Annotated in this window: 18 protein-coding genes and 2 pseudogenes; 6 read left to right on the top strand and 14 right to left on the bottom strand. The window is 58.4% G+C overall.

The features are described 5' to 3' along the window. Positions 1 to 56: 56 nt before the first annotated feature. The gene (locus AC4ANE_RS16595; RefSeq protein ID WP_057421862.1) at positions 57 to 782 is read left to right on the top strand and encodes an alpha/beta hydrolase; all 726 of its coding nucleotides are present in this window, start codon (positions 57 to 59) and stop codon (positions 780 to 782) included. A 51-nt stretch (positions 783 to 833) separates the two neighbouring features. Here the strand turns inward: AC4ANE_RS16595 and AC4ANE_RS16590 are convergent, their stop codons facing one another. Next, the gene (locus tag AC4ANE_RS16590; protein WP_002553954.1) at positions 834 to 1,580 is read right to left on the bottom strand and encodes a hypothetical protein; all 747 of its coding nucleotides are present in this window, start codon (positions 1,578 to 1,580) and stop codon (positions 834 to 836) included. Positions 1,581 to 1,807: 227 nt separating this feature from the next. Then, positions 1,808 to 3,004, bottom strand: a complete 1,197-nt coding sequence (locus AC4ANE_RS16585) for an MFS transporter (RefSeq protein ID WP_002553953.1) — start codon at positions 3,002 to 3,004, stop codon at positions 1,808 to 1,810. Between the two features lie 254 nt (positions 3,005 to 3,258). Between AC4ANE_RS16585 and AC4ANE_RS16580 the strand changes: the two genes are divergently transcribed. From AC4ANE_RS16580 to AC4ANE_RS16570, 3 genes are read left to right on the top strand one after another with little or no spacing between them, the layout of a single operon-like run. Further along, positions 3,259 to 3,990 carry a GntR family transcriptional regulator gene (locus AC4ANE_RS16580; RefSeq protein WP_002553952.1) on the top strand — a complete coding sequence of 244 codons (732 nt, stop codon included), beginning with the start codon at positions 3,259 to 3,261 and terminating at the stop codon, positions 3,988 to 3,990. A 50-nt stretch (positions 3,991 to 4,040) separates the two neighbouring features. After that, complete coding sequence (locus AC4ANE_RS16575; protein ID WP_002553951.1) at positions 4,041 to 5,327, top strand: MFS transporter; 1,287 nt, start codon at positions 4,041 to 4,043, stop codon at positions 5,325 to 5,327. 51 nt (positions 5,328 to 5,378) lie between these two features. After that, positions 5,379 to 6,224 carry an amidohydrolase family protein gene (locus tag AC4ANE_RS16570; protein ID WP_002553950.1) on the top strand — a complete coding sequence of 282 codons (846 nt, stop codon included), beginning with the start codon at positions 5,379 to 5,381 and terminating at the stop codon, positions 6,222 to 6,224. 4 nt (positions 6,225 to 6,228) lie between these two features. Here the strand turns inward: AC4ANE_RS16570 and AC4ANE_RS16565 are convergent, their stop codons facing one another. The 8 genes and pseudogenes from AC4ANE_RS16565 to pncA form a co-directional block, all read right to left on the bottom strand. Next, the gene (locus tag AC4ANE_RS16565) at positions 6,229 to 9,267 is read right to left on the bottom strand and encodes an efflux RND transporter permease subunit (RefSeq protein ID WP_002553949.1); all 3,039 of its coding nucleotides are present in this window, start codon (positions 9,265 to 9,267) and stop codon (positions 6,229 to 6,231) included. Further along, a pseudogene (locus tag AC4ANE_RS16560) lies at positions 9,264 to 10,355 on the bottom strand (efflux RND transporter periplasmic adaptor subunit). The gene AC4ANE_RS16565 and the pseudogene AC4ANE_RS16560 overlap by 4 nt, the downstream one beginning before the upstream one ends. After that, positions 10,352 to 11,539, bottom strand: a complete 1,188-nt coding sequence (locus tag AC4ANE_RS16555) for an efflux RND transporter periplasmic adaptor subunit (RefSeq protein WP_002553946.1) — start codon at positions 11,537 to 11,539, stop codon at positions 10,352 to 10,354. Before AC4ANE_RS16555 ends, AC4ANE_RS16560 begins: the two are co-directional and overlap by 4 nt. 98 nt (positions 11,540 to 11,637) lie before the next feature. Next, on the bottom strand, positions 11,638 to 12,564 hold the full coding sequence (locus AC4ANE_RS16550; RefSeq protein ID WP_005731927.1) for an alpha/beta fold hydrolase: 927 nt from the start codon (positions 12,562 to 12,564) through the stop codon (positions 11,638 to 11,640). Between the two features lie 431 nt (positions 12,565 to 12,995). Beyond that, the gene (locus AC4ANE_RS16545; protein WP_031594943.1) at positions 12,996 to 14,393 is read right to left on the bottom strand and encodes a sensor histidine kinase; all 1,398 of its coding nucleotides are present in this window, start codon (positions 14,391 to 14,393) and stop codon (positions 12,996 to 12,998) included. Next, positions 14,371 to 15,054 (bottom strand): response regulator transcription factor, encoded by a 684-nt coding sequence (locus AC4ANE_RS16540; protein WP_002553943.1) that lies wholly within the window; start codon positions 15,052 to 15,054, stop codon positions 14,371 to 14,373. Before AC4ANE_RS16540 ends, AC4ANE_RS16545 begins: the two co-directional genes overlap by 23 nt. A gap of 86 nt (positions 15,055 to 15,140) precedes the next feature. Continuing rightward, positions 15,141 to 16,079, bottom strand: a complete 939-nt coding sequence (locus AC4ANE_RS16535) for a formate/nitrite transporter family protein (protein ID WP_002553942.1) — start codon at positions 16,077 to 16,079, stop codon at positions 15,141 to 15,143. Between the two features lie 140 nt (positions 16,080 to 16,219). Further along, positions 16,220 to 16,864 (bottom strand): bifunctional nicotinamidase/pyrazinamidase, encoded by a 645-nt coding sequence (pncA, locus tag AC4ANE_RS16530; RefSeq protein ID WP_002553941.1) that lies wholly within the window; start codon positions 16,862 to 16,864, stop codon positions 16,220 to 16,222. A gap of 192 nt (positions 16,865 to 17,056) precedes the next feature. Between pncA and AC4ANE_RS16525 the strand changes: the two genes are divergently transcribed. Further along, entirely contained in the window at positions 17,057 to 19,183 is a 2,127-nt protein-coding gene (locus tag AC4ANE_RS16525; protein ID WP_002553940.1) for a TonB-dependent siderophore receptor, read from the top strand. Between the two features lie 97 nt (positions 19,184 to 19,280). Here the strand turns inward: AC4ANE_RS16525 and AC4ANE_RS16520 are convergent, their stop codons facing one another. Then, a complete protein-coding gene (locus AC4ANE_RS16520; RefSeq protein WP_002553939.1) occupies positions 19,281 to 20,531 on the bottom strand; it encodes a cellulase family glycosylhydrolase in 1,251 nt (416 codons plus the stop codon). A 378-nt stretch (positions 20,532 to 20,909) separates the two neighbouring features. Between AC4ANE_RS16520 and AC4ANE_RS16515 the strand changes: the two are divergent. After that, positions 20,910 to 21,875, top strand: a pseudogene (locus tag AC4ANE_RS16515) (MCP four helix bundle domain-containing protein). Positions 21,876 to 21,924: 49 nt separating this feature from the next. Here AC4ANE_RS16515 and AC4ANE_RS16510 read toward each other — a convergent pair. From AC4ANE_RS16510 to gudD, 3 genes are all read right to left on the bottom strand, one after another. Beyond that, positions 21,925 to 22,881, bottom strand: coding sequence for a D-2-hydroxyacid dehydrogenase family protein (locus AC4ANE_RS16510; RefSeq protein ID WP_002553936.1), 957 nt, complete (start codon positions 22,879 to 22,881; stop codon positions 21,925 to 21,927). 40 nt (positions 22,882 to 22,921) lie between these two features. Beyond that, positions 22,922 to 23,575, bottom strand: a complete 654-nt coding sequence (locus AC4ANE_RS16505) for a DUF1345 domain-containing protein (RefSeq protein ID WP_057412409.1) — start codon at positions 23,573 to 23,575, stop codon at positions 22,922 to 22,924. A gap of 147 nt (positions 23,576 to 23,722) precedes the next feature. Then, positions 23,723 to 25,075, bottom strand: coding sequence for a glucarate dehydratase (gudD, locus tag AC4ANE_RS16500; protein ID WP_002553934.1), 1,353 nt, complete (start codon positions 25,073 to 25,075; stop codon positions 23,723 to 23,725). Between the last annotated feature and the right edge of the window lie 44 nt (positions 25,076 to 25,119).

Below are 25,119 nucleotides of genomic sequence, written 5' to 3'. Positions count from 1 at the left end.
TCCGAGCCCACTCACGACGCTGCTTGCTGGCAGCGTCAAACAGAGGTCATGAACCGATGCTGAAATTTTTCACTGCCTTGCTGTTTGCCGTTGCCGTTGCCGGCATGGCGCAGGCGCAGGACACCCTGCACACTGATCTGCCGCTGGATTACCTGGCACAGGTCAACGTCGAAACCCCGAACCGGCCGCTGGTGATCTTCATTCATGGCTACGGCAGTAATGCGGCTGACTTGTTCGGGCTCAAGGAGCATCTTCCGGCCGATTACAACTACCTGTCGGTGCAGGCTCCAGTGGAGTTGCGCGCTGACAGTTACAAGTGGTTCACCCAAAAACCAGGCGTGCCTGACTACGATGGCGTGACCGAAGACCTCAAGAGCAGCGGCAAGCAGTTGAGTGCATTCATCACCCAGGCCACCGGCAAGTTCCACACGCAGCCGGGCAAGGTGTTTCTGGTCGGGTTCAGCCAGGGCGCGATGATGAGCTACGAAGTCGCCCTGCGTCAGCCCAAGCTGGTAGGGGGGATTGCGGCGTTGAGCGGGCGGTTGTTGCCGGTGGTGCAGTCCGAGCTCAAAGCCTCTGATGACCTCAAGCGCCTGAACGTCTTCATCGGTCACGGGGTACAGGATCGCCAGGTGGCCTACGCCAGCGGCCCGCAAGCCGAAGCCACGCTGAAGTCGCTTGGCCTGTCACCGCAATTTCATGGGTATGAAGGGCTGGGGCACAGCATCAACGAAACCGAAGTCATTGACCTGGCTAACTGGCTGCAGCAGTCAGTCCGGTAGCGAATACGTGCGTCGTCATACTCAAGACGACGCACCCTCTATGTTTGCTACTTAATTGACCTTGACCTCGTTGAACTTGAGCACGTTGTCCTTGTTCTCGCGATCACGGAAGGTCAGCTTCAAAGCAGGTGACTGCTTGACCCGGCCCTTGGCCGCTTCAAAGATCAGCGTCACGCGGGTAGGGACGTTACGGATCAACTGGAAGCTGTCCCAGCGGTCGTATTTCGCATCGCCGACACGCAGTTGCGAAAGGCCCAGAGCGCCGCCTGTTTCTTCGAACAGGCTGATCGGGTTCAGAAAACGGAAGTCGCGGTCTGTACTTTTGTTGGTCAGCTCCAACATGCAGGTAGGCGACTGGCCATTCTGATCACAACCCAGCAACTCCATACTCACGTTGTCGACCGTCTCGGAGCGTTTGCCGAACAGGTTGGCGCTTTCATTCTCGGTGAACAGTGTTTGACCGCGGGCGAAATCGACCGAAGGTTTAGCGTATTCGCCGCCCAGTTTGAAGAACACCGCGCAGAGAAACAGTGATAGCGCCAGCCAGACACTGAGTTTGAGAATTGAGGGAAGCTTTCTGGCCAGGAAGGCGATACAAAACCCGCTTATCACCATACCTGTGCCGACGATAATGACCAGTGTCTTCCAGTTGATGAAGTCAATACTGAGGCCAAGAACGGCCGGGTCCGGGAAAAGGTAGGTGAAGATGCTCCAGATAACTCCAATCATGCCGCTGACGCCGATCGATATCCTGGCGAAAATCGCGGAAATTTTGCTTGTTCGTAGTGCTGCGTCCATTGCTGTTTTGCCTTGTTCGGGTTGCGCAAGTGCGTACCGATGCGCTTGAAAAGCAGTATCGGCGGATTCGGGGCCTTGGGATGAGGCGTCTGTACAATCCGTGTTCAATCGCGCAGATCCAGAGGTGCCGGATACGCGGGCCTTGAGGTGCGAGAGAGAGCCAGAAGGGCGATGGGCCATGCCATCGCCGCGGTATTATCCTGCAAATCAGTTACAAAGTGCAGCGTTTACGCATTCTGTCCGGATCGATCCCTGAGCAGCGCCAGCAAGGCAGTCAACGGCAGCACCGTGCCTGCGATCAGCACCCAGGTCCAGCCGCCATGATCAAACAACGGGCTAGCCACCGCCGAGCCAATCGCGCCACCGATGAAAATGCTGGTCATGTACAGGGCGTTGAGCCGGCTGCGGCTGGCGGCATCCAGTGCATAGACGGTTCGCTGGCCCAACACCATGCTGGTCTGCACGCAGAAATCCAGCACCACGCCCGTTACCGCAAGGCCTATCACGCTGTAGGCAGGATGAATAAGGCCCGGAAGAAAGCTCAGTGCACCGAACAGAAGTGCGCCCAAAGACGCGATGCGGGTGTAACCGGCGTCTGCCAGGCGTCCGCTGATGGGTGCCGCAATGGCACCGATTGCGCCGATCAGGGCAAAGATCGCGATCTGGCTTTGCGACAGCCCGTGATTGCGTGACAGCTCCAGGGGTACGGCGGTCCAGAACAGACTGAAGGTCGCGAACATACATGCCTGATAAAAAGCCCGCTGGCGCAGCACCGGCTGGGTGCGCAAAAGCGTCCAGAGCGAGAACAGCAACTGGCCGTAGGATGCACGATGATCCGGAACGCGTTTGGGCATGGTGGTTGCCAGCACCACACTGATACCGATCATCACCACGGCCGCTGCCCCGAACACTGCGCGCCAGCCGAAATGGTCGGCCACCAGACTGGCAATCGGCCGCGCCAGCAGAATCCCCAGCAACAGCCCGCCCATGATTCCGCCCACCACTCTGCCGCGGGATTCTTCCGGTGCCAGATGCGCCGCCAGCGGGATCAGCATCTGCACCGACACCGAACTGAAACCCACCAGCAGCGACACCAGCAGAAACAGATTCGGCTGCTCGGCAAACGCAGCGCCCAGCAGGCTCAGCACCGCAACCGCAGTGGTGATCAGCATCAGCCTGCGGTTCTCCAGCAAATCCCCCAGTGGCACCAGAAAGAACAAGCCCAGCGCATAACCGATCTGCGTTAACGAAACGATCAGACTCGCCGCCGTACTCGACAGCCCGATGTCCGGGGCAATCAGCTCGATGATCGGCTGCGCATAGTAGATGTTGGCGACAATCGCGCCGCAGCAGAAGGCAAACAGCATGACCATGGCCGGGGTCATGCTCACGGCTTTGTGCGCCGCGTGGGACGAGTGGGGCATGAAGATTCTCGCTTGAGCGTATACCTGACAGGCACGCGAGGCGCATCTGTCAGGCGGGTTTTTGACTGATGGCAAGCAGGCTAACGGTTTTGTCGGGTATTAAGTAGGTGCGGCGAGTTGATACAGGATATTTCCAGGAATGATGATGACAAGTTACATAAGCCTGTACGGGCGTCTGCCCCTATTGACGTCCGCTAACCACGGATGAATACTCGCGTCCGAATATTCATATATATGACTGGATAACTACAACAATGAACAAGCTCTCCAGCGACGAACGCCTTCCGCTTTATCAACGCCTGCGCGACAGTCTGGCCGAACAGATTGCCAATAATCGTTGGCGTCCGGGTGAAGCCATTCCTACTGAAGCGGCGCTGTCCGCTGAGTATTGCCTGTCCACCGGCACCGTGCGCAAGGCCATTGATCTGCTGGTCAGCGACAACGTTCTGGAGCGCCAGCAGGGGCGTGGCACGTTTATTCGGCGTGCCAGGTTTCAGTCGTCGCTGTTTCGTTTCTTCCGTTTTCAGACCGAAGCGGGCGAGCGCCGTGTACCGGAAAGCCGGATTTTATCAATAGAGCCTGTGGCTGCGCCTTCAGCGGTCAGTCAGGCGCTGGGTCTGGTGGCCAATGCGCCGGTCATTCGGATGATCCGGCTGCGCTTGCTGGATGGTCAGCCGGTGCTGGCTGAAGAAATCTGGCTGCCTCGGATCCGCTTCCAGGCGTTGCTGGATCTGGATCTCGATACCCAGGGGCCGTTGCTTTATCCGATCTATGAAGAGGCTTGCGGTCAGGTTGTGGCTTATGCGCAAGAGAGCCTGACGGCTGAAGCGGTCAACGAGGTGTACGGCCGGTTGCTGCAGGTTTCGGCCGGCAGCCCGGTAGTGGTCATTGAACGACTGGCGCGTAATTACGCCGGTGAACCTCTGGAGTGGCGACGTTCACGAGGGCACGCCAGCCATTTCCGCTACAGCGTGGAAATTCGCTGAGCGCACTGCAATCACCCCGACTCATTCGACGCTCATAAGGATAGGAAGCCATGTTCAACTGGTATCGCGAAGTCACTCCCAAGGAGCGCAAGACCTTCTGGGCCTGTTTCGGCGGTTGGTCGCTGGACGCTCTGGAAGTGCAGATGTTCGGTCTGGCCATCCCTGCCTTGATTGCCGCCTTTGCCCTGACCAAAGGCGACGCAGGGCTTATCAGCGCCGTGACGTTGGTGACGTCGGCACTGGGTGGCTGGGTCGGCGGAACGTTGTCGGATCGCTATGGCCGGGTTCGCACGTTGCAATGGATGATCCTGTGGTTTTCCTTCTTCACCTTCCTGTCTGCCTTCGTGACCGGCTTCAATCAGTTATTGATCATCAAAGCGCTGCAGGGCTTTGGCATCGGCGGTGAGTGGGCGGCGGGCGCGGTGTTGATGGCCGAGACGATCCAGTCGCGCTACCGCGGCAAGGTGATGGCAACGGTGCAAAGCGCCTGGGCTGTCGGCTGGGGGCTGGCGGTGGTGTTGTTTACCCTGATCTATTCGTTTGTGCCGGAGGATATTGCCTGGCGGGTAATGTTTTTCGTTGGCCTGCTGCCAGCACTGATGATTATCTGGGTGCGCCGCAACGTCGAGGAGCCGGACAGCTTCCAGCGCATGCAGAAAAACGCTGCGCCGAAGGGTAATTTCTTCAAGTCGATGGCCGGAATCTTTCGCCCCGAATTATTGCGCGTCACCTTGCTCGGCGGCTTGTTGGGCCTTGGTGCGCACGGCGGTTATCACGCGGTCATGACGTGGCTGCCCACCTTTCTGAAAACCGAACGCAACCTGTCAGTGCTCAGCTCCGGCGGCTATCTGGCGGTCATTATCGTTGCATTCTGGTGCGGTTGCGTATGCAGCGGTCTGTTGATCGACCGCATTGGCCGACGCAAGAACATCATGCTGTTCGCGCTGTGCTGCGTGGTCACGGTGCAGTGCTATCTGATGCTGCCGCTGAGCAATACGCAAATGCTGTTTCTTGGCTTTCCGCTGGGGTTCTTCGCCGCTGGCATTCCGGCCAGCCTGGGTTCGTTTTTCAACGAGTTGTACCCGGCAGACGTACGTGGGGCAGGGGTTGGCTTCTGTTACAACTTCGGGCGCGTATTGTCGGCGGTGTTCCCGTTTCTAGTGGGCCATATGAGCGAATCGATGTCGCTGGGCACTGCCATCGGCATCGATGCCGGTATTGCCTATGGCGTGGCGATGGTGGCTGCTTTCTGCCTGCCGGAAACCCGTGGACGCAATCTTGATGCCACGCTGATTGCTGCCGAGCCGCTGGATAAGGGCGCAGCGCAGCAGGCTTGAATATCCTTTCACCCGCGGTGTTACGGCACTGCGTTGACTACAGATGAACTCATGACCGACCCCTGTACCACGCCAATCCTGGGCATTGATGCCCATGCTCATGTCTTCAGCAAGGATTTGAGTCTGACGTCAGGACGACGTTACAGCCCGGACTACGATGCCACTGTGCAAGCGTATCTGGCCCACCTGCACGAACATGGTTTGAGTCATGGCGTACTGGTGCAGCCCAGTTTTCTGGGCACCGATAACCGATTTCTGTTCGACGCTCTGGCGCAGGCCCCTGATCGGTTGCGCGGTGTGGCGGTGGTTGATACCGATATCAGCCGTGGTGCCTTGCAGCGTATGGCGGGGCTGGGCATTGTCGGTATTCGCCTGAACCTCATCGGCAGGGCATTGCCTGACTTCACCGCACCTGAATGGAAGTCGTTGTTCAAGAACGTCTGGACCCTTGGTTGGCATGTTGAACTGCACCGTGAGGTTGCGGACTTGCCGGGGCTGATCCGGCAGTTGCTGCCATTCGGTTGCAAGATTGTGATCGACCATTTTGGTCGGCCCGATGCGCGCCTTGGTATTGATGACCCGGCGTTCCAGGCATTGCTGGAGTTGGGCCTGAGCGGGCAGCTGTGGATGAAAGTCTCGGCAATTTATCGACTGGGCGGCACTGCCGAGCAAAATGCGGCGTTTGCCCACGCTGCATTGCCTCTGCTGCTGCAAAGCTTTGGTCCGCGCCGGTTGGTATGGGGCAGCGACTGGCCACACACCCAGCATGAGCAAGAGGTCAGTTACGCCAGTGTGGTCGAGCAGTTCCGGGCGCTTGAGTGCCCGGAACCGCTCAAAAACATGTTGCTGGTCGAGGCTCCTCAGGCCCTGTTCGATTTTCTGCCAATCGAAATCTGACCCGCTAAGCCGCAGGCGGCCTGATCCTGTAGCTCACCACATACAGCGCAGGCAGAAAAAACAACGTCAGCAAGGTGGCAATGGCGATACCGCCGATCATGGCGATCGCCATCGGGCCCCAGAACACCTCGCGGGCAATCGGGATCATGCCCAGGCTTGCGGCTGCTGCGGTCAGCAGAATCGGCCGGCAGCGATGTTCGGTGGCCTTGACCACCGATTTCCAGGCGCTCTCACCGGCAGCGATGAACTCGTCGATCTGTGTGACCAGAATCACCGAATTGCGAATAATGATGCCGATCAGCGCCAGAACGCCAAGAATCGCGACGAAGCCCAGCGGATAGCCGGATATCAATAACGCTGCGACAACGCCAATCAGACCGAGCGGCACCACGCTGACCACTAGCAGAAGTTTTTTGACACTGTGCAGCTGGATCATCAAAAAGCTCACCACCAGCAGCAACATCAGTGGCACGACCTTCAATATGGGCCCTTGCGAGCGGGCGCTGGCCTCGACCGCACCACCAGTAGCCAGCGAATAGCGTAGTGGCAGGCGGGCGCTGAAGGCGTCGACTTCCGGTTTTAATTGCCTGACCAGCGCGGCCGGTTGCAGTTTTCCGAGCACGCTGGCTTTAAGGGTGATGGTCGCCAGCCGGTCGCGACGCCAGACCAGTGGCTGTTCCTGCTCGTAGCTGAGCGTGGCGAACGCCAGCAGCGGCACGCTCGCACCGTTGGGTGTCGGGATCTGCAGGTTGCCGAGGCTTTGTACCGAGTTGCGCTCATCGTTTTCTGCGCGCGCGACCATGTCGATCAGGTAGGTACTGTCGCGCACCTGAGTGATGGTCGTTCCGCTGACCATACTGTTGAGGATTTGCGCCACGTCTTCCGAAGACAGGCCGAATTGACGCACCTTGTCCTGCGCGATATCAATCTTCAGCACTTTGCCCGGCTCGTTCCAGTCATAGATGACCTGGCCGATGTTTGGGTTGGCGTCGAGGATGGCCGCCAGTGCCATCGCCTGGCTGCGCACCTGTTCGATGTCCGGGCCGCTGACCCGGTATTGCACCGGCCAGCCCACTGGCGGCCCCATGTTCAATGGCTGGACGTAGCCGCCCACCCCGACATAATCGTCACGAAAGCGCTGGCGCAGACGCTCGATCAGACGATCACGCGCTGCGCCGCCCTGGCTCACGATCACCAGTTGCCCATAAAAGGGATTGCTCAGTTGCTGGTCCAGTGGCAGGTAGAAACGCACCGCACCTTTGCCTACATAGGAACTCCAGCGCAGCACATCGGGATCGTTCTTGAGCGTGGCCTCAAAGCGATCCATGGTCTGGCGTGTGCCTTCGATGGAGCCGTTTTGCGGCATATAGATATCCACCAGAATTTCCGGGCGGTCGGAGTCCGGAAAGAACTGGTTCTGCAGCATTCTGGTGGCAAACAGTGAGCCGATGAACATCAGCAACGTGATGCCGATCACCCACCAGCGGCGCTCCAGGGTCTTGATCAGCAGGCCGCTGAAGCCGCGCATCCAGCGCCCCGGCGCGGCATGCGGCGCCGACGCCTTGAGGATATGCACGCCAATCAGTGGCGCAAACAGCACCGCCACCAGCCAGGACAGCAACAGGGCCACGGCGATGACTGCGAACATGGTGAACACGTATTCGCCCGCTGAACTGGAATTCAGGCCGATGGGCACGAAACCGGCAACCGTCACCAGCGTGCCGGTCAGCATCGGGAAGGCCGTCGAGGTATAGGCGAAGGTCGCGGCCTGTGGCAACGAATCGCCGCTTTCCAGGCGGGTCACCATCATTTCGACGGTAATCATGGCGTCATCCACCAACAGCCCCAAGGCGATGATCAGCGCACCCAGCGAGATGCGCTGCATGGTGATGCCGCTGTACTCCATGAACACAAAGACCAGCGCGAGCACCAGTGGAATCGAACAGGCCACCACCAGACCTGCGCGAATGCCGAGGCTGATGAAGCTCACGACCAACACAATCAGGATCGCTTCAAAGAGTGCATGGGTGAAGCCGCCGATGGCTTTTTCAACCACGTCGGCCTGGCTGGACACCAGATGCACGTCGATGCCCAACGGTAGCTCGGTGGTCAGCTCGTCGATGCGCTGCTGCAACTGCGTACCGAATGCCTGAATGTTGCCGCCTTGCTTCATGGCCACCGCAAGCCCGATGGCCGGTTGGCCATTGAAACGGAACAGCGAGGAGGGCGGGTCAGCGTAGCGGCGTTCGATAGTCGCCAGATCGCTGAGGCGAAAGAACCGCTCACCAAAGCGCAGATTGACGGCCTCAAGGTCCTCTTCACTGCTGAATTGACCGCTGGCGCGTACCGCAATGCGTTCCGGGCCTGACTCAATCACCCCGGCGGGCGTTACCGAGTTTTGCGCTTGCAGGCTTTGCAGCACCTGGCGCTGATCGATGCCCAACGCCGCGAGCTTGCGGATCGAAAAATTCAGATAAATGACTTCGCGCTGGGCACCGAGCAGCTCGATCTTGCCCAGGTTGGGCACGCTGCGGATATCGGCGCGCACCTGTTCGACGTAATCGCGCAACTGGCGGAACGACAGGCCGTCAGCGGTGAACGCATAGATACTGCCGAACACATCACCAAACTCGTCGTTGAATGCAGGGCCCTGAATGCCGCTGGGCAATTCGCTGCGTACATCGCTGATCTTCTTGCGTACCTGATACCACGCTGCCGGGATGTCGGCGCTACGGGTCTCGCTTTTGAGGAAGACAAAAAGCGTCGATTCGCCGGCCAGCGTGTAGCTTTTCACGTAATCCAGCGCGTCGATTTCTTCGAGCTTCTTTTCCAGCCGGTCGGTGACCTGTTGCAAGGTGTCGGGCAACGTAGCACCCGGCCAACGCGCCTGAATGACCATGGTCTTGATGGCAAAGGAAGGGTCTTCCTCGCGGCCCAGATTCAGAAACGACCAACTGCCCATCAGCAGTGAAACGAACATCATGTACCAGACCAGCGAGCGATGCCTGAGCCCCCAGGCCGACAGATTGAAACGCTCCCTCACAAACTGACCTCTCGCTGCATGCGTATTTTCTGTCCGGACTGCATGCCGTTAACGCCGGCAGTCACCACTTTTTCGCCCTCGTGCAGCTCGCCGCTGATCCGTACCTTCGAGCCCGTGCGCGTCAGTACCTGCACCGTGCGCGCAACGAGTGTCGAGGTCGATGGGTCGATGACCCATACCTGAGACAGGCCGTCGCACTCCACAACGGCGCTGCCGGGCAGCTCGTGAAACGGCGGTGCGTCGCCGCTGATTTCGACCGTGACCGTCGAGCCCGGACGAAAGCTGTCGGGCATGTGCTGCAAGGCCAGGCGGACATGTTGAGTGCGGGTTTCGGCGTTGATTTGCGGTGCAAGCTGGCGGACTTTTGCGGCCACTGAGACTTGCTCATCGAGTTGCAAAATAACCCTGATGCGCTGATTGTCATCCAGTGCCCCCAGCGGCAAATCGACCACCGCTTCGCGGCTTTCCGGACGCGCAAGGCTGACCACTGCCTGACCGGTCGCGATGACCTGACCGACTTCGGCTTGCCATTCGGTGATCAGGCCGTCGAATTCGGCTGACAGGCGCGTGTAGGACACATGGTCAGTAGCTTATTGCAGCGCAATGCTGGCCTGACTGCGAAGTGCGTCCTGAGTGCGCACTTCACTGTTCAACTGGTCCAGACGCGCCCGCGAGCCGATACCGCGCTCGTAGAGTTGCTGGTAACGCGTTTGCTCATCGCGCGCCTGCTGCCAGGCAGACCGGGCTCTGCCGAGTTCTGCCTGGCGGGCACGCAAACGATGTTGCTGATCGCCTGGCTCCAGCGTGGCGAGCAGATCGCCTTTGCGCACTCGGTCACCGACCTCTGCGTGCCGGGTTGCCAGTCGTCCGGCCACACGAAAACCCAGTGCCACCTCGTATTGCGGCTGGATGACTCCGGCGAAGCGTGCATAAGAGGCGCTGCGCTGATCGGCAATTTCGGTGAACAGCACGGGCCGCTCGACCGCTTCGCGAAGCGGTTTGTCGCGGCAGCCCGGAAGCGTCATGATCAGCAAACAGAGCAGCCAGCAAGCATGTGTCGGTCGTGGTTCTGCAGGTGTGCTGCTCATTGCCCAGGTGCCGATGACGCCAACGAGACGGCCACCTCGACTGGCACTCGCTCGGCGACCTCGACCCGTTGCCCCGGGTAGAGAAACTGCAGCCCTCGGGAAACCACCCGATCGCCCTCGGACAGCCCCTCGGAAACGATCACCTGGCCCTGTTCATAGCGCAGCACGTTGACCCGCGTCAGCTTGACCCTTGCCTGAGCGTCCACCTGCCAGACTGCCGGTTGGCCCTTGGCGCGGCTCAGCGCTGACCAGGGCAGAGCGTACGCCCGTTGTGACCGAACCTGCAGGCGGGCGCTGACCACTGAGCCGAGTGCAGGTGCAACGGCGACGTCCGGCAGCGCAACGCGCACTCGCAATGTGCCGTTAGCGGCGGAAACGATGGGCGTGATTTCCCTGATGATGCCGGTCAACTGAATGCCCTGTTCAGCGATAGGGCTAATGATCACCGTAGCGCCTGTCTGATCGGAGCGCAGCAGCGATTCATACACGGAAAATACCGCTTCGCGTTCGCCATCGTGAGCGACACTGAACACCGGTGCGGCGGCCTGGACCACCTGACCTTCTTCGGCATGCCGTGCAGTGATGACGCCATCTGCTACTGCGAGCAGTTCGGTGTAACCGACTTGATCACGTGCATTGGCCTGTTGAGCTTGCAGCGCTGCCAATTCAGCTCGCGCACTCTCAAGGCCGGAGCGTGCCTTCTGGTATTCACTGAGATTGGTATAGCCCTTGGGCAGCAGTAACTGCTGACGCAGGTAATTTTGTTCGGCGAGGTATAAGCGCGACTGTCGCATGGCCACTTCGGCATTGGCCGACGCCAGCTCGTTCTTCTGTTCTTGCGGGTCCAGCCTGGCAAGCACTTGCCCGGCACGCACGCGGTTCCCGACATCCACGTAGCGTTTGATCAGCTTGCCCGACACGCGAAACGCTTGCTCGGTTACTTTGCGCGCCTGAATATCGCCTGTCAGCGCCACACTGCTTGAGACGTCCACCAAGGCAACTGGCTGCACCTCGACTCGCACCAGCGCCTTTTCTGCAGGTTTCCCTGCGGAACAAGCGCTGAGCGAGAGCAGTGAAATGAACCCCAGCACCAGGCTGGGCTGAACAGGTATGAGGTGCGATGGCCGGACATTTCCGGTAGCACGGCAGTACCAACGCAAGCGCGTTGCAAAGGGAAAAGTCATCAACGAATAGCACTGCCCGATCAAAGAAACCAACACCGGTGAACCACTGCGTCACGCCGGAAAAGCTGAACGGCTTCCCGGGCGCAGGCGAGCGTGTTTCAGGCCATCGCGGTGACGCTTGGCCACACCTGTTGAGTGGCTTCGGTGCCCAGGAACGTCAGTGCGGTGCGTTGCGAGTGGTGCCACGCCGCCTTGCTCTCCAGATCCAGAAAGTGCCCGGTGTCCGGAACGACGTTGAAACTGCTTTTGGCGATGTAGTTGGAAAACATCCGCGCATCTTCAACGGTGGTGTACTCATCTTTTTCACCGTTGATGAACAGCACCGGAATCTTGATCGAGGAAAAACGCTCGACGTAGTTAGTGGCGCTTAGTTTGCGAATCTGGCTGATGTGAAAGTCGATCTGGCGATATTCGTGTTCGGCAAGGCTGATCAGGTGCTTGTAGTTATAAAGTTTGAACAGGCGCGGCAGGTACTTGCCCACGGTGTCATTGAGCAGTGAGCCGATCTTGCGCTTCTCGCGGGCGGCCAGATAGATCTGGGCGTTATCGATGTAATCGAGCATGGCCTCGTTGAGGACCGGCGAGAACGAGCTGATGATCGCCTTTTCCACGGATGGCGGGCACTCGGAAAGGGCCAGCAGGGCCGATACACCGCCCCAGGATACCGACAGCAGGTGGTTCACCTGATAAAGGTCGATCAACTGCAGCAGGATGTTTACTTCATCTTCCTTGCTGACAATCATGTCGTCCGGGTTGTGGGCTCGGGACTGCCCCGAAAACGGCAGGTCGAATAGTACGAGGTTGTAGTGCGGTTGCAGGTACTTGACGGTCTGCCCGAAAGAGCCGGTGGTCGATAACGCACCGTTGACCAGCAAGATGGTCTTGGCCTCGCTGCCTTTCCAGTAAGTCTCGGTGTAAACCTTGTACTGACCTACGCTTAAAATCTTTGATTGTGCGCCCATAACAGCCTCCCAGCCGATGTTGATCCAACTAATTAGTACAGCGTTCTCTGCTTTGGCAGCCATGTCAAAGCCTCGCCTTGTTAGTGGCGAAATCCGGTGAGTTATTATTTTGGGTGCAGCCAAGCGGTGCAGCAGGAACCTTGTTTGCCCGGTTATAGATAGCGCAGCGCCAGCGAAGCGACAAGACGCTGACGTCATAAAAATGTCTATTCGTTCACATTTTGCCTGGAAGGCGAAGAACCGCCATCTGCTCGATGGGGTGATTTATTCGGGGAAAACCGTCATATAAAGCCAGAAAAGCGCATTTATTGAGTGGAACTTGTGAGCGCTGAAACGGTCAAGCTACAGCGTTTTTTGAAATATATTGTTACAAATTAGCGCTTGGCAGGCTGCGCCAGATAACTATCGAAAGTTCTGGAACCACTGACCCAGACGCTTCAAGCTCGTCAAAAAGCAGGCACGTAGTGTTTTGCGCAGGGGATCGCGATTGAATCTCAGGCCAGAGTGTTTACGGTGCGACATTCCAGCAACAAGCTTGCGCCGCCGTATTCGCTGATGCCTATTTGCAGCGTAAAACCATGCAGATTGACGATAGCGGCGACTACGGAAAGACCGAGCCCGAAGCCGCTCTGTTCAGTGCCGGTTTCGCTGCGATAGAAGCGCTGGAAGACGGCTGCGCGCTCGGCGACGGGGATGCCGGGCCCTGAGTCCTGTACTTCAATGCACGGCGTGATGCCGTCGCTGGAGGGGTAGGCGCTGATTTTTACAATCCCGCCGGAAGGGGTGAACTTGATTGCATTTCCCAGCAGGTTGGTCAGCGCTTCAAATAGCAGCGCTCGGTCGCCTACCAGCGTGGGTAATGTGTCGTGCAGGTCCAGCAGCAGGGTGATCTGGTCTTCTTCGGCCAGTGGCAGGTAGAAATCATGCAGTTCCTGCAACAGTGGTTGCAGCTCCAGCTCAATGAACGCCGAACGTCGCTGGCGGTCTTCCAGTTCCGAAATGCGCAGCAGCCCGCGGAAACGCGCCATCAGCGTGTCTGCTTCACTGATGACCTGGGCAATCTGGGTGGAATGGGGCGAATCGTGTGCTGATTGCTGCTGAATGCGATAAAGCTGGGCGCGCAGCCGGGTCAGTGGCGTGCGCAGGTCATGGGCGATATTGTCGCAGACGCCCTTGACCTCGTTCATGAGCTTTTCGATACGGTCGAGCATGGCGTTGACGATCACCGCCAGCATGTCCAGCTCATCACGCCTGTTCGAGACCGGCAGTCGGCCAGCCATGTCGCCGGCGATGATTGATTCGGCGCTGGCCTGAATGGCGCGTATGCGGCGCAACGGGCGGCGGCGCAGCAAATGCCAGCCGGCGACCCCGGGAATAATGGTCAGAGAGATGCCCCACAGCAAGGCATGCAGGATCAGAGTGCTGACGGCAAGCAACGAGCCATTCTCGCGCACCAGTACCAGCCAGCGCCCGTCGGACGTTCGGTTGACTATCGCATCACAGCTGCCTTGCGGCAGGCCCGGGTCATCCGATTCGATGCAGTCGCTCAGTACATGGATCTGGCCGTCGATGGGCAGATTTTTCGGCACACGGGTGATGGGGCCTGCCACGGGACGAAAGTTTCGGTCGAACAGGCCATAGGCGTCCACTGCGCGCGTATCGAAGGTCATGCTGGTGGCCAGAGCATCAACCAGGGCCTGGCCTTCAAAGCGCGAAAACAGCTGCTGGCGGTGAGTGAGTGACTGGCGGGCGAGGTTGTCCAGGTAGGAGTTGACCTCCCAGTAGAGGACGCCCAGCAGCATCACGCTCCAGGCGACAAACAGGGAGCTGTATAGCGCCAGTAATCGGCTTGTTGAAGATCGCCAGCCCTTAGACGGGTTCGGCAATAACATAACCTGAACCTCGCACGGTCTGGATCAGCTGTGCGGTGCCAGGTTGGTCTATCTTCTTGCGCAGACGGCCAATGTGCACGTCGATCAGGTTGGTGCCCGGATCAAAGTGATAGCCCCAGACTTCCTGGAAAATCATCATGCGGGTGATGATCTGGCCGCTGTTACGCATCAGGAACTCCAGCAGCTTGAACTCGGTGGGCAGCAGGGTCAGCGGCTCACCGCCACGGCAGGCTTCGCGGCTGATCAGGTTCAGTTCCAGATCAGCGACCTGTAGCACTGTCTTGCCCGCGCTGACCGGGTTGCTGCGGCGCAGGAGCACTTCGACACGCGCCGCCATTTCGTCGGAAGCAAATGGTTTGGGCAGATAATCATCCCCACCTGCACGCAGCCCGCGCACCCGCTCGTCCACGTCGGAAAGAGCGCTGATCATCAGGATTGGCGTGGCGATACCCTGGGCGCGCAGATGGGTGACGATGGTCAGACCATCCATCTCCGGAAGCATGCGGTCCAGAGTAATCAAGTCATAATCGCCGCTCACTGCACGTGCAAGACCGTCACGGCCGTTGTCCACCCAGTCCACTTCCAGTCCGTGGTTGCTGAGTTCGGTCACGATTTCCTTTGCTGTGATGGCATCATCTTCGATTGCCAGAATTCGGGTCATGGTCCCTGCCTGAATAAGTGCGTTCAAAAACTCATTCTGCCTTTAAAAGCCACTGCGCTTCCTGAAAGAAAGTTTAATGATAGGGATCATATGTCATTCTGCATGCTGATATCCGCGTCCTTGAGCGTTTGCTGCTGCTTTTCCCGGCGGCTTTTTTCTGCCTTGTCCTGACGATCGCGTTCCAGTTTGGCGGTCGTGTCTTTTTCGCTGCGGATCTGTGCATGGCTGATCAAGGCAAAGATAAAGCTGCCACCAATGATATTGCCTGCCAATGTAGGACCGGCAAAGGTAAACCAGAAATCCTTCCAGCCCAGCTCTCCGGCAAATACCAGATAGGACACTTCGGCCGAGCCCACGACAATGTGCGTGAAGTCCCCGAGCGCCATCAGGTAAGTGATCAGAATGATAATGGCGATCTTGGCATTTTCCATGGATGCAATCATCCAGACCATGGTCGCGATCATCCAGCCGGACACGATGCCCTTGGAAAACATCTGACTGACGTCGTTTTCCATGACCTTGTGGCCAATCTCCAGAAATGCCTTGTCTGTACTGGTGTCGAAAATCGGCAGATTGAGCATGACATACGCCACCAGCAGCGTTCCTGCGAGGTTGCCCGCCAATACCACACCCCAGAGCCGAAACAATCGACCGATGTTGGCCAGGTTCAACTTGCTCATGACCGGCAGCACGGCGGTAATAGTGTTTTCAGTGAACAATTGCTGGCGCGCCAGGATGACCGCGAGAAACCCGGCCGAATAGCCAAGGCTGCTGATTACGTGACTGCCGGGTATGCCTTCCAGCCGCGACTTGAACAGCCCCATCGCCATCAACGACAGGCCCATCGTCAGCCCGGCCGCGAGCGCCGACCACCACAGGGCGGCAACACTGCGCTCCAGTTCGTGATCGCCCTGAATACGGATGGTTTCGTGCAGCACCGCCGCGCGGGGCGGCTGGTTCTCATCAATCTCGCGCTCTTCCTCGGCTGACAGGCCGGGGGTCTTGCCGTCTACTTCGTGATCCATACAACATCCTCAGCGCCAGTGATGAAAGGGACCGGCAAGGGCATTGCCGGTCCGATGGTTCAGACAGGCGCCGCGCGCGGTCGTTCGCTAACAGCGGGACGTATCAACGATTGTTTGCGCCGGTTGCAGGGTGCGCCCGTCTAGCCCAGCAGATCTGAGCTTTGCACGCGTTCTACACCCATGCTCAGGAGGGTCTTCCAGGCATTCTCCAGCGAGCCGTTCATGTCGATGGCGCGACAGCCATCTTCGATGACATACGTATTGAAACCGGCACTGCGTGCATCCTGAGCAGACCAGGCGACGCAGAAATCCAGCGCCAGACCGACCACGAATACCGTGTCGATGCCGCGCTCTTTCAGATACCCGGCCAGTCCTGTGCTGGTCGTGCGGTCTGCCTCCAGAAATGCCGAATAGCTGTCGATATGCGTATTGCAGCCCTTGCGCAGGATCAGTTGTGCGTGAGGCAGGTCAAGATCAGCGTGCAACTGCGCACCGTGGCTGCCTTGCACGCAATGGTCCGGCCACAGGGTTTGCGGGCCGTAGGGCAGGGTGATGCTCTCGAACGGCAGGCGCTGAGCGTGGCTTGAAGCAAACGAAATATGCCCGGCAGGATGCCAGTCCTGCGTAATGATCACTTGGGCAAAACGCGCGCCCAGACGATTGATCAACGGCAGCAACGCGTCGCCGTCAGCCACCGCCAGTTGTCCGCCGGGCATGAAGTCGTACTGCATGTCGATCACCAGCAAAGCACAATGCGGGTCGGCGGGCTTGTTGGAAAGAGGCATTGTCGGTTCTCTTGTCAGGTGCGATGAGCGCCAGTTTGCCTGTTTGTCCCCACGGTTGCGAAGTGTGATGCGCAGCATGGGCAAAAGATATTTTTGCGAATTTGTATCAGGTGTTAATACGAATCTGTACTATTCGCGAAAAATCCTGCCGGGTCCCAAGAGGCCTGGTTTCTTGCCAAGGGCTGCACGTCGATGCGTCGTACTCTCGTTTCACTTTGCGTCATTCAAGCGATCTCTCAAGCCGCCTGGGCTGACCAGGTTACTGCCGGGCAACCTTCCGTAGAGTTGCAGAATATCGACATCCAGGGCGCTGCCAATGCCGAAACGGCGCAAGGGCCGGTCGAAGGCTATCGGGCCACACGCTCCGCCAGCGCCACGCGCACCGATACCTCGCTGCATGAAACGCCACAGTCCGTCAGCGTTGTGACCCGCGACGCGGTAGAAGACATCGGTTCCACACGATTGCAGGACGCTCTGGACTACGCGGGTGGCGTCGGGCGGGCCAACAACTTCGGCGGTCAAGGGCTGACTACATTCACGGTGCGCGGTTTTACCACCGGCGAGTTCTATCGCAACGGCTTCCCGATCAATCGCGGCTATCCGAACATGCCGGATGCCAACACCATCGAGCGCCTTGAAGTGTTGCGCGGTCCGGCCACCACGCTGTACGGCCGGGGCGATCCGGGCGGCACCTTCAACGTGGTCTCCAAGCAGCCACTGGCCGAGCGCAAGGTCACGCTGGGCAGCCAGCTCAATGATCAGGGCATGAAGCGCGGCACGCTGGACGCGTCCGGTCCGCTGGATGACGAAGGGCGTTTCGCCTATCGCCTCAACGTCGTGGGCGAAGGCGGCGATACCTTTCGTGATCACGTCGAGACCGAACGCTATGGCGTGGCTCCGGTTTTGAGCTGGGAGGTCAACGACGTCACGCGCATTACCTTCGAAGGCGACTTCATGCGCAACAATGCACCGCTGGATCGTGGCCTGACGCGTTATGCCAACCAGGCGAGTACCGCCTCGCGCGATACGTTCTTCGGTGAGAAGAGCGTGGGCAAGCTGCATAACGACAACAACATGGCTCAGTTGCGCTTCGACCATGACCTCAATGCCGACTGGAAGCTGGGTGGCGGCGTCCAGCTTCTCGACGGTTCCCTGCAAGGCAATGCCATCGAGGCCAACGGCCTGGCGGCAGATGGTCGCACCCTCGGGCGCAACTTCAACTATCGCAAGCTGGAATGGACAGATCGCGATGTGCAGTTGAACCTGACCGGGCACTTTTCCGTCGGTGGTTTCGACCACACGCTGCTGACCGGGGTCGAGTATGAGGATTATGACTACAAGTCGATCATCCAGCGTTCCAGCGGCGCCGTCGGTGCCTACCCGATAGACATCTTCAACCCTGTCTATGGTCAGGCCCGGCCAGCACTTACCCGGACCACGACCCACGACAAGGAAAACCTCAAGACCTGGGCTGCCTTCGTGCAGGACCAGGTGGCGTTGACCGAGCGTCTGAAGCTATTGGGCGGCGTTCGTCTGGAACGTTTTGAACATGATTACGATTCCTTCCTGCCTGGCACCAGCAGTTGGACCGCCAGCGATAATGCCGTCACACCGCGTGTTGGCCTGAGCTACGACCTGACCGACACCATCGCTGTCTACGCCAATACCGCACGTTCATTCAAACCCAACAGCGGCGCGAGCCGGCTGGGTGGCGGCTTCAAGCCGGAAGAGGGCAAGTCTTACGAAATCGGCACCAAGTGGGAAGCGCTGGAAGGCCAGTTGAGTGTTGATGCGGCGATCTACCAGATCGAGAAGCGTAACGTGCTGACCACCGACCCGGTTGATTCCACATTCAGTGTAGCGGCAGGCGAAGTGCGCAGCCGTGGCCTGGATCTCAACGTGGTCGGCAACCTGACGCCCGAATGGCGGATGATGGGCAGCTACGCTTACGTCGACGCCGAAGTGACCAAGGACAACACCCTGCGCTCCGGCACACGGTTGATGAACATCCCTGAGCAGACCTTCAGCCTGCTCAACGTCTACGAGTTTCAGGAGGGTGCCTTGCGCGGCCTGGGTCTGGGCGGCGGCGGTCGTTATGTCGACCAGCGCGCCGGGCGCACCGCCAATGTCGCCTTTTCGATGGACAGCTACACCGTGTTCGACCTGCTGGCCTACTACAAGGTCAACCAGCACGTGAAGCTCAACCTGGACCTGAAGAACGTCTTCGATACCGAGTATGAGGAAGGTGCGTTTGGCAACGTCTATGCGTATCCGGGGGCGCCGCGGACGGTGCAGGTGGGGATTGCTTATACGTTGTGATGGTGCAAGTACCTGAGATGCAAAGCCTGGCCCTTTGAGGGTCAGGTTCAGCAGCGTGTGTGATGGATACCGGACCCTGATCACGCGCCGTATTGAATCATAAGAACTGATCTGACTTTGAAAAGCCGGCACGGCGGCGAAGTTTGCCATCCTGGAACTGGTCCTTGCCAGGTAGAATGTCCGCTCCGGCTGCTTTGAGAGCGGTCATATTATCCTGCAAGGCTTTGGTGGCTTCGTCCTTTTGCTGGAACGTGTTTCCTACCAGAAATTTGGCGTTACCCACTTCGCCAATCTGGAATTTATAACCAGCCTCTCGCAGTGCCTTGATCTGTTTTCCGAGCCGGGAGGAGGCTTCGCTTTCCCTGGCGTACACATGAAAACTGCCAATCAGGGCAGGGTTGCCTTCGCCATTGGCGGCCTTTAATTGATCGGCAAACTTGACCAGGCCGCTTTGCGGGCCAGCAGTCAGGCCACCTCCCCAGTTGCTGTCCTCGACAACAATAGTTCCTTTATAGCCGGAATTGCGCGCGGCTTTAATTAATGTGGTCTGCATGTCAGCCCAGTCCTGACTGGCGCTTTTGCCGCCCTGATTGAAAGTGTCCAGTACGAAACTGGTACGACTGCCAAACTTTTTGACCACATTACTGATGTCGGCCGAGGCCTGCTTCAACTTTTCTCCGGTCAGCACGTTTCCGCCACCCTGGTTCGCATTGTCGCGAAAGGTGAACTGAACTTTCACACCCTGTTTGTCTCCTTCGCTAAGCAATGCCCTGAGCTTATCCATCTGCCTGGCGTTCTTGATCTGATCATGCGTCATCTGGAAGCGTAAGGTCCCGCCTCCAATCGTTTTCAGGTCCTGAATCATCTTCGTGGCAGCAGCAGGTGTGGCGATGTCATCAGGATTGGCGTTGGCTCCCCCGCGCGCGACGGTCTGGGCAGCTTTGGCTGCCTCTGAAGAAGCGGCCTTTTCTGCTTCCTTGGCTTTTTTTTCTGCGTCCGAAAGGGCCGTGCTGTCCTTCACCGCGGCCACTTCGCTGCCAACAGCCTTTGTGTCGTTCTGGCTGACAAGCGCTTTTTGACTGGCAAGCAGAGCCGTGTCTGACGAGGAATCTTCGCTCTCCAGTGACCGGGTATTTCGGCTGAGCATCATTCTTGTATAAACAGGGGACGCTTCCGGTGTCTCGGCGGAGCGGCTGTCGGAGGCCGTATAGGTGTCGAGTTTCGCCTGCTTTTCAGGGTTCGCCTCAGTAACGCCAGCGTCCACGGCCCGCGTGGTTCTGTATGCCGTTGCAGGCTTTTCACTGGTGGCCGTGAGGGGGTCATAGGACCTGGCGGTATGGATGTTCATCGAATGTCTCTGTGGGCTCTTTGCGAAAAGTGGTTGCGCTCGGTGAAGCAGAAAAATGAGTCGCCAGGGAAGCGATAACGTATTGAATGACAGTGTTCATCTTGATGATTGGTGACGTTTCGATGACGCTTTTATTAGTGTTTCGCTTTTTTTGTTTTTTTTTAGATGGTTTTTTGGCGAAATTGTACTTTAGTGTATCTGAATTGTATCTGGCGGCGAGGAGGTTTTCCTACATAGAGCGTGTAGGGCAACAAAAAGCCTGATGACTGATTTTTTAGCTTTTTCTTAGAGGGTGGCGGTCATCGACGCTCAACAAGGGTTTGCTATCTGGATCGTCGTTTTAAAATAGCCACGCGAACGTTGGCATGCTTTGCTGTCATGGTTTTGTTGGTCTTGGGATTGGGTATTTTCAGCCTGGCACAGTTGTCCAGTATTCGTGCCAAAGGCCTTGAGATCGAAAACGACTCATTGCCCGGAATTGCCTTGGGCGACGCCATTGCTCTAGCGTTTTCAAACACACGCTACGACGTAATGAAAATGTTATCCGCTCGCAGTGCCGATCAACTGGTTCAGGCGCGCGATGAATTAATGCAGCGCGAATCAGTGTTCGCAAAAGCCATAGATGCGTACCAGCCTTTCATCGATTCACCGGGCGAGCGGGAGTTGATTGAGGGCGTGGGCAAGACGTTTAAAGACTACGCGTGCCATGCCGAACAGGTTCACGCACTGATCACGGTAGGCCAGGAGGACGCAGGTCGTCTGCTGGCCTGGACCTCAGAAACACGCTGAGCCATGTCGGGCAGGCGGCGGGACAATTGTTCACGGCGACCGAAGAACTGAACATATTGATGCGCGATAACAACGCTGACCTGCGTGTACAGAATAGCGAAATAGAGATGTCTGCCGCTGCGGTGACCGAGATGAGCCAGGCGGTACAGGAAGTCACGCGTAATGCTGTTTCCACTTCAGAAGAGTCAAAGGCGTCTGCTCGTGCTGCGCAAGAAGGGCAGGGTGCACGTACAACAAGGCACCCAGGGCACCGTAGCGGCATTGTCGCTAAGCCGCGAGCAGGCGCATCGCACCAAAGCGCAGGCAGAACTGGCCAACGCAGCGTTGGCCTCTATCGCCAACTCGGTGATGATCATTGATGATCGCAACCTGGTAATCGCCAGCGCCTGCGAAGAGCAAACGCAAGTCGCCCGCGAGGTCGACAACAACCTGGTGCGCATTCGGGACCTGGCGGCCCAGTCGGCAGCTCGCGCGGACAAGACCACCAGCGCAAGTCAGCTACTCGCAGAGCTTGCCAACGGCCTGAACGAAAGGTTGAGGCATTTTCAGTTGTAGCAGGCCAGAGCCTCGGCGCAGGCGCAGTGTCGTTATGTTGCAGGACTCGTCACCCAAACACCCGAATCGGCGACCCCGCATGCCAGGCCTGAATGTCTTCGATCATCTGCCCATAAAAGGTCCGGTAGTTGTTTTCGGTGACGTATCCGATATGCGGTGTTGCCAACACGTTGTCCAGCATGCGGAACGGGTGATCGGCGGGCAGCGGTTCGATGTCGAACACGTCCAGCGCGGCGCCGGCGATGTGGCGTTGTTGCAGGGCTTTGATGAGCGCAGCCTGATCGATGATTGGGCCGCGGGACGAGTTGATCAGGTAGGCGCTCGGTTTCATCCAGCCCAGTGCCTCCGCGTCCACCAGGCCACGGCTGCGGTCGCTGAGTACCAGGTGCACCGAGAGCACGTCCGCCTGTTCGAACAGTTGCTGTTTGCTGACGTACGTGACGCCCGATTCGGCAGCGGCTTCGGGTGTTAGATTCTGGCTCCAGGCAATGACCTGCATGCCGAACGCCTGACCGTAGCGGGCAATCCATTTGCCGATACTGCCCAGCCCGAGAATGCCCAGGGTCTTGCCGTGCAGGTCGCTGCCCAGCCCGACCTGCCAGTTGCCTGCACGCAAAGAGTTGGCCTCGGCCACCAGATTGCGGGTGATGCCCATGATCAGCGCCCAGGTCAGTTCCGGTGCCGCTTGTTTATAGCTTTCTGTTCCGCACACCACAATGCCGTGGCGCTTGGCCGCAGGGATATCAATCGCCGCATTGCGCATGCCGCCTGTGACCAGCAATTTGAGCGCAGGCAGTTGGCTGAGCAGTGCCTCATCGAACAGGGTTCGCTCGCGCATCAGGCAAATGATGTCGAAGCCTTGCAGCCGTTGCACCATGGTTACGGTGTCGGCCGGGAAGTCGTGCAGAAAGCTGATGTCGCCCGCGGAGTCGAGCACCGACCAGTCCACCACATCGCTGGCTATGTTTTGCCAATCATCGAGCACTGCGATTTTCAACGGGGTCATTGTCTGAAGGCCTCTTGACGGGTTTGTATGAAACCGAGCACTAATTGAACAGGCTGGCAGCGATATTAATCGAAAAGCCCAGAATCGCGGTGTTGAACACAAAGCAGATCAACGACTGACCAAGCACAACCTTGCGCATTTCGCGGGTCGCGACGCCGACATCGGAGGTCTGTACCGCAACGCTGAGGGTGAACGAAAAGTACAGAAAGTCCCAGTAGTCAGGGTGCTTTTCTCCGCCGACAAACGCCAGCGCGGGCTCCTTGCCTTTCCAGGTATAGAACATGCGTGCGTAATGCAGGCTGAAGATCACCCCGATCATCAGCCAGGAACCGATGACGGTAAGACCGGTAAAGGCGTGATGGAGCATTTTGGCGTCGCTGGACAGGCCCTTGCTGCTCGCGACTTCGAAGATGATCGCCGCCAGACTCGCCAGTGCCGCCACGCAGACCGTTACCAGAATGACGCCCGCGTTTTCGTCTTCCATCATCGCGACTCGGCGGACATCGTCGGCATTGCTGCGCAGTGTGCGAACGAAAATAAGGATCAGATACAGCCATACCCCTGTGTCCCAGCCGGTCAGCAGGCTCTGCGTGAGTGTTGCGTGGGGGATCAGCCAGGCCCAGGCAATGCCGGCGGTGAGGCCAACCAAAGCTGCGAGCGTCAGGCGAGGGCGGGTGCGGGCAAGATGGCTCATGCGGTCTAGTCGTTACAGGAGATTACGAGACAGTAGCATGCCCATTTTGCATGCCAAGCCGGATTTGAAAAAAACGGCGCGCAAGGGGGTTGCGCGCCGTGTGCCAGCCAGATTGTCAGCAGGCGGCGAGTGGTTTTTTAAGCTGGTTCAACGCATCAGGCAAGGCTGCTTGTTGTTGAATTTCCAGTCCGGGATCAGAAACTGCATGGCCACTGCGTCATTGCGTGCGCCCAGGCCCATGCCTTTGTAGCGTTCGTGAGCCTTGGCCAGCTGGTCCATGTCCAGCTCGACGCCCAGCCCCGCCTGCTTGGGCACGTCGACCTTGCCGCCGATAATCTGCAACGGGGCCTTGGTCAGGCGCTGGCCGTCCTGCCAGATCCAGTGGGTATCAATCGCCGTGATGTTGCCCGGCGCCGCAGCGGCAACGTGGGTGAACATCGCCAGAGAAATATCGAAATGGTTGTTGGAATGCGAGCCCCAGGTCAGACCCCACTCGTTGCACATCTGCGCCACACGTACCGAGCCCTGCATGGTCCAGAAGTGCGGATCAGCCAGTGGAATGTCCACCGATTGCAGTTGAATGGCATGGCCCATTTCCCGCCAGTCGGTGGCGATCATGTTGGTGGCCGTCTTCAGCCCGGTGGCGCGGCGGAACTCGGCCATCACTTCACGACCGGAAAAACCGTTTTCCGCTCCGCACGGGTCTTCGGCATACGCCAGCACGTGATGCTGATCGCGGCACAGGCGGATGGCTTCCTTGAGCGACCAGGCTCCGTTGGGGTCAAGCGTAATTCGCGCATCGGGAAAACGCTCAGCCAGCGCCGTGACGGCTTCGATCTCTGCGTCACCGCTCAGTACGCCGCCCTTGAGCTTGAAGTCCTGAAAGCCGTAACGCTGGTGCGCAGCTTCAGCCAGACGGACCACCGCCTGCGGAGTCAGCGCTTCTTCATGACGAATGCGGAACCAGTCATTATCGGCGTCGGGCTCGCTGCGGTAGGCCAGGTCGGTTTTGCGCTGGTCGCCGACATAAAACAGGTAGCCGAGCATCTCGACCTGATCACGTTGCTGACCTTCGCCCAGCAATGCAGCAACCGGTACGTCCAGGTGCTGACCAAGCAGGTCGAGCAGGGCGGCTTCCAGCGCGGTGACAGCGTGAATGGCAATGCGCAGGTCGAAGGTCTGCAGGCCGCGGCCGCCCGAATCGCGATCGGCGAAGGCTTTGCGTGCCTCATTGAGGATCTTCTGGTAAGTGCCGATGCTGCTGCCGACCACCAGCGAGCGTGCGTCTTCCAGCGTCTGGCGGATCAACTCGCCACCCGGCACTTCGCCGACGCCGACATGCCCGGCATTGTCCTTGAGTATCACGATATTGCGGGTGAAGTAAGGGCCATGCGCGCCGCTGAGGTTGAGCAGCATGTCGTCATGGCCAGCCACTGGCACTACCTGCATCTCGGTAATGACAGGGGCCTTGCTGGTGATGTTGGCTTGTTGAATGTTCATAGCTGATCCCGTAAAAAAATATGGCCTGTAATGGCGTCGCTTCG

It is taken from the genome of Pseudomonas sp. Pme6b, from assembly GCF_058129925.1.
Note: the sequence above shows the minus strand (reverse complement) of the source record. Positions and strands in the feature narration are given on the sequence as shown.

Bases quoted from the DNA above. Each gene is read 5' to 3' on its own strand.
- AC4ANE_RS16575 (WP_002553951.1), top strand. From the start codon at position 4,041: ATGTTCAACTGGTATCGCGAAGTCACTCCCAAGGAGCGCAAGACCTTC.
- AC4ANE_RS16525 (WP_002553940.1), top strand. From the start codon at position 17,057: ATGCGTCGTACTCTCGTTTCACTTTGCGTCATTCAAGCGATCTCTCAA.
- AC4ANE_RS16510 (WP_002553936.1), bottom strand. From the start codon at position 22,881: ATGACCCCGTTGAAAATCGCAGTGCTCGATGATTGGCAAAACATAGCC.
- AC4ANE_RS16555 (WP_002553946.1), bottom strand. From the start codon at position 11,539: ATGACTTTTCCCTTTGCAACGCGCTTGCGTTGGTACTGCCGTGCTACC.
- AC4ANE_RS16545 (WP_031594943.1), bottom strand. From the start codon at position 14,393: ATGTTATTGCCGAACCCGTCTAAGGGCTGGCGATCTTCAACAAGCCGA.
- AC4ANE_RS16590 (WP_002553954.1), bottom strand. From the start codon at position 1,580: ATGGACGCAGCACTACGAACAAGCAAAATTTCCGCGATTTTCGCCAGG.
- AC4ANE_RS16535 (WP_002553942.1), bottom strand. From the start codon at position 16,079: ATGGATCACGAAGTAGACGGCAAGACCCCCGGCCTGTCAGCCGAGGAA.
- AC4ANE_RS16520 (WP_002553939.1), bottom strand. From the start codon at position 20,531: ATGAACATCCATACCGCCAGGTCCTATGACCCCCTCACGGCCACCAGT.
- AC4ANE_RS16505 (WP_057412409.1), bottom strand. From the start codon at position 23,575: ATGAGCCATCTTGCCCGCACCCGCCCTCGCCTGACGCTCGCAGCTTTG.
- AC4ANE_RS16580 (WP_002553952.1), top strand. From the start codon at position 3,259: ATGAACAAGCTCTCCAGCGACGAACGCCTTCCGCTTTATCAACGCCTG.
- AC4ANE_RS16570 (WP_002553950.1), top strand. From the start codon at position 5,379: ATGACCGACCCCTGTACCACGCCAATCCTGGGCATTGATGCCCATGCT.
- AC4ANE_RS16585 (WP_002553953.1), bottom strand. From the start codon at position 3,004: ATGCCCCACTCGTCCCACGCGGCGCACAAAGCCGTGAGCATGACCCCG.
- AC4ANE_RS16540 (WP_002553943.1), bottom strand. From the start codon at position 15,054: ATGACCCGAATTCTGGCAATCGAAGATGATGCCATCACAGCAAAGGAA.
- AC4ANE_RS16550 (WP_005731927.1), bottom strand. From the start codon at position 12,564: ATGGCTGCCAAAGCAGAGAACGCTGTACTAATTAGTTGGATCAACATC.
- gudD (WP_002553934.1), bottom strand. From the start codon at position 25,075: ATGAACATTCAACAAGCCAACATCACCAGCAAGGCCCCTGTCATTACC.
- pncA (WP_002553941.1), bottom strand. From the start codon at position 16,864: ATGCCTCTTTCCAACAAGCCCGCCGACCCGCATTGTGCTTTGCTGGTG.
- AC4ANE_RS16595 (WP_057421862.1), top strand. From the start codon at position 57: ATGCTGAAATTTTTCACTGCCTTGCTGTTTGCCGTTGCCGTTGCCGGC.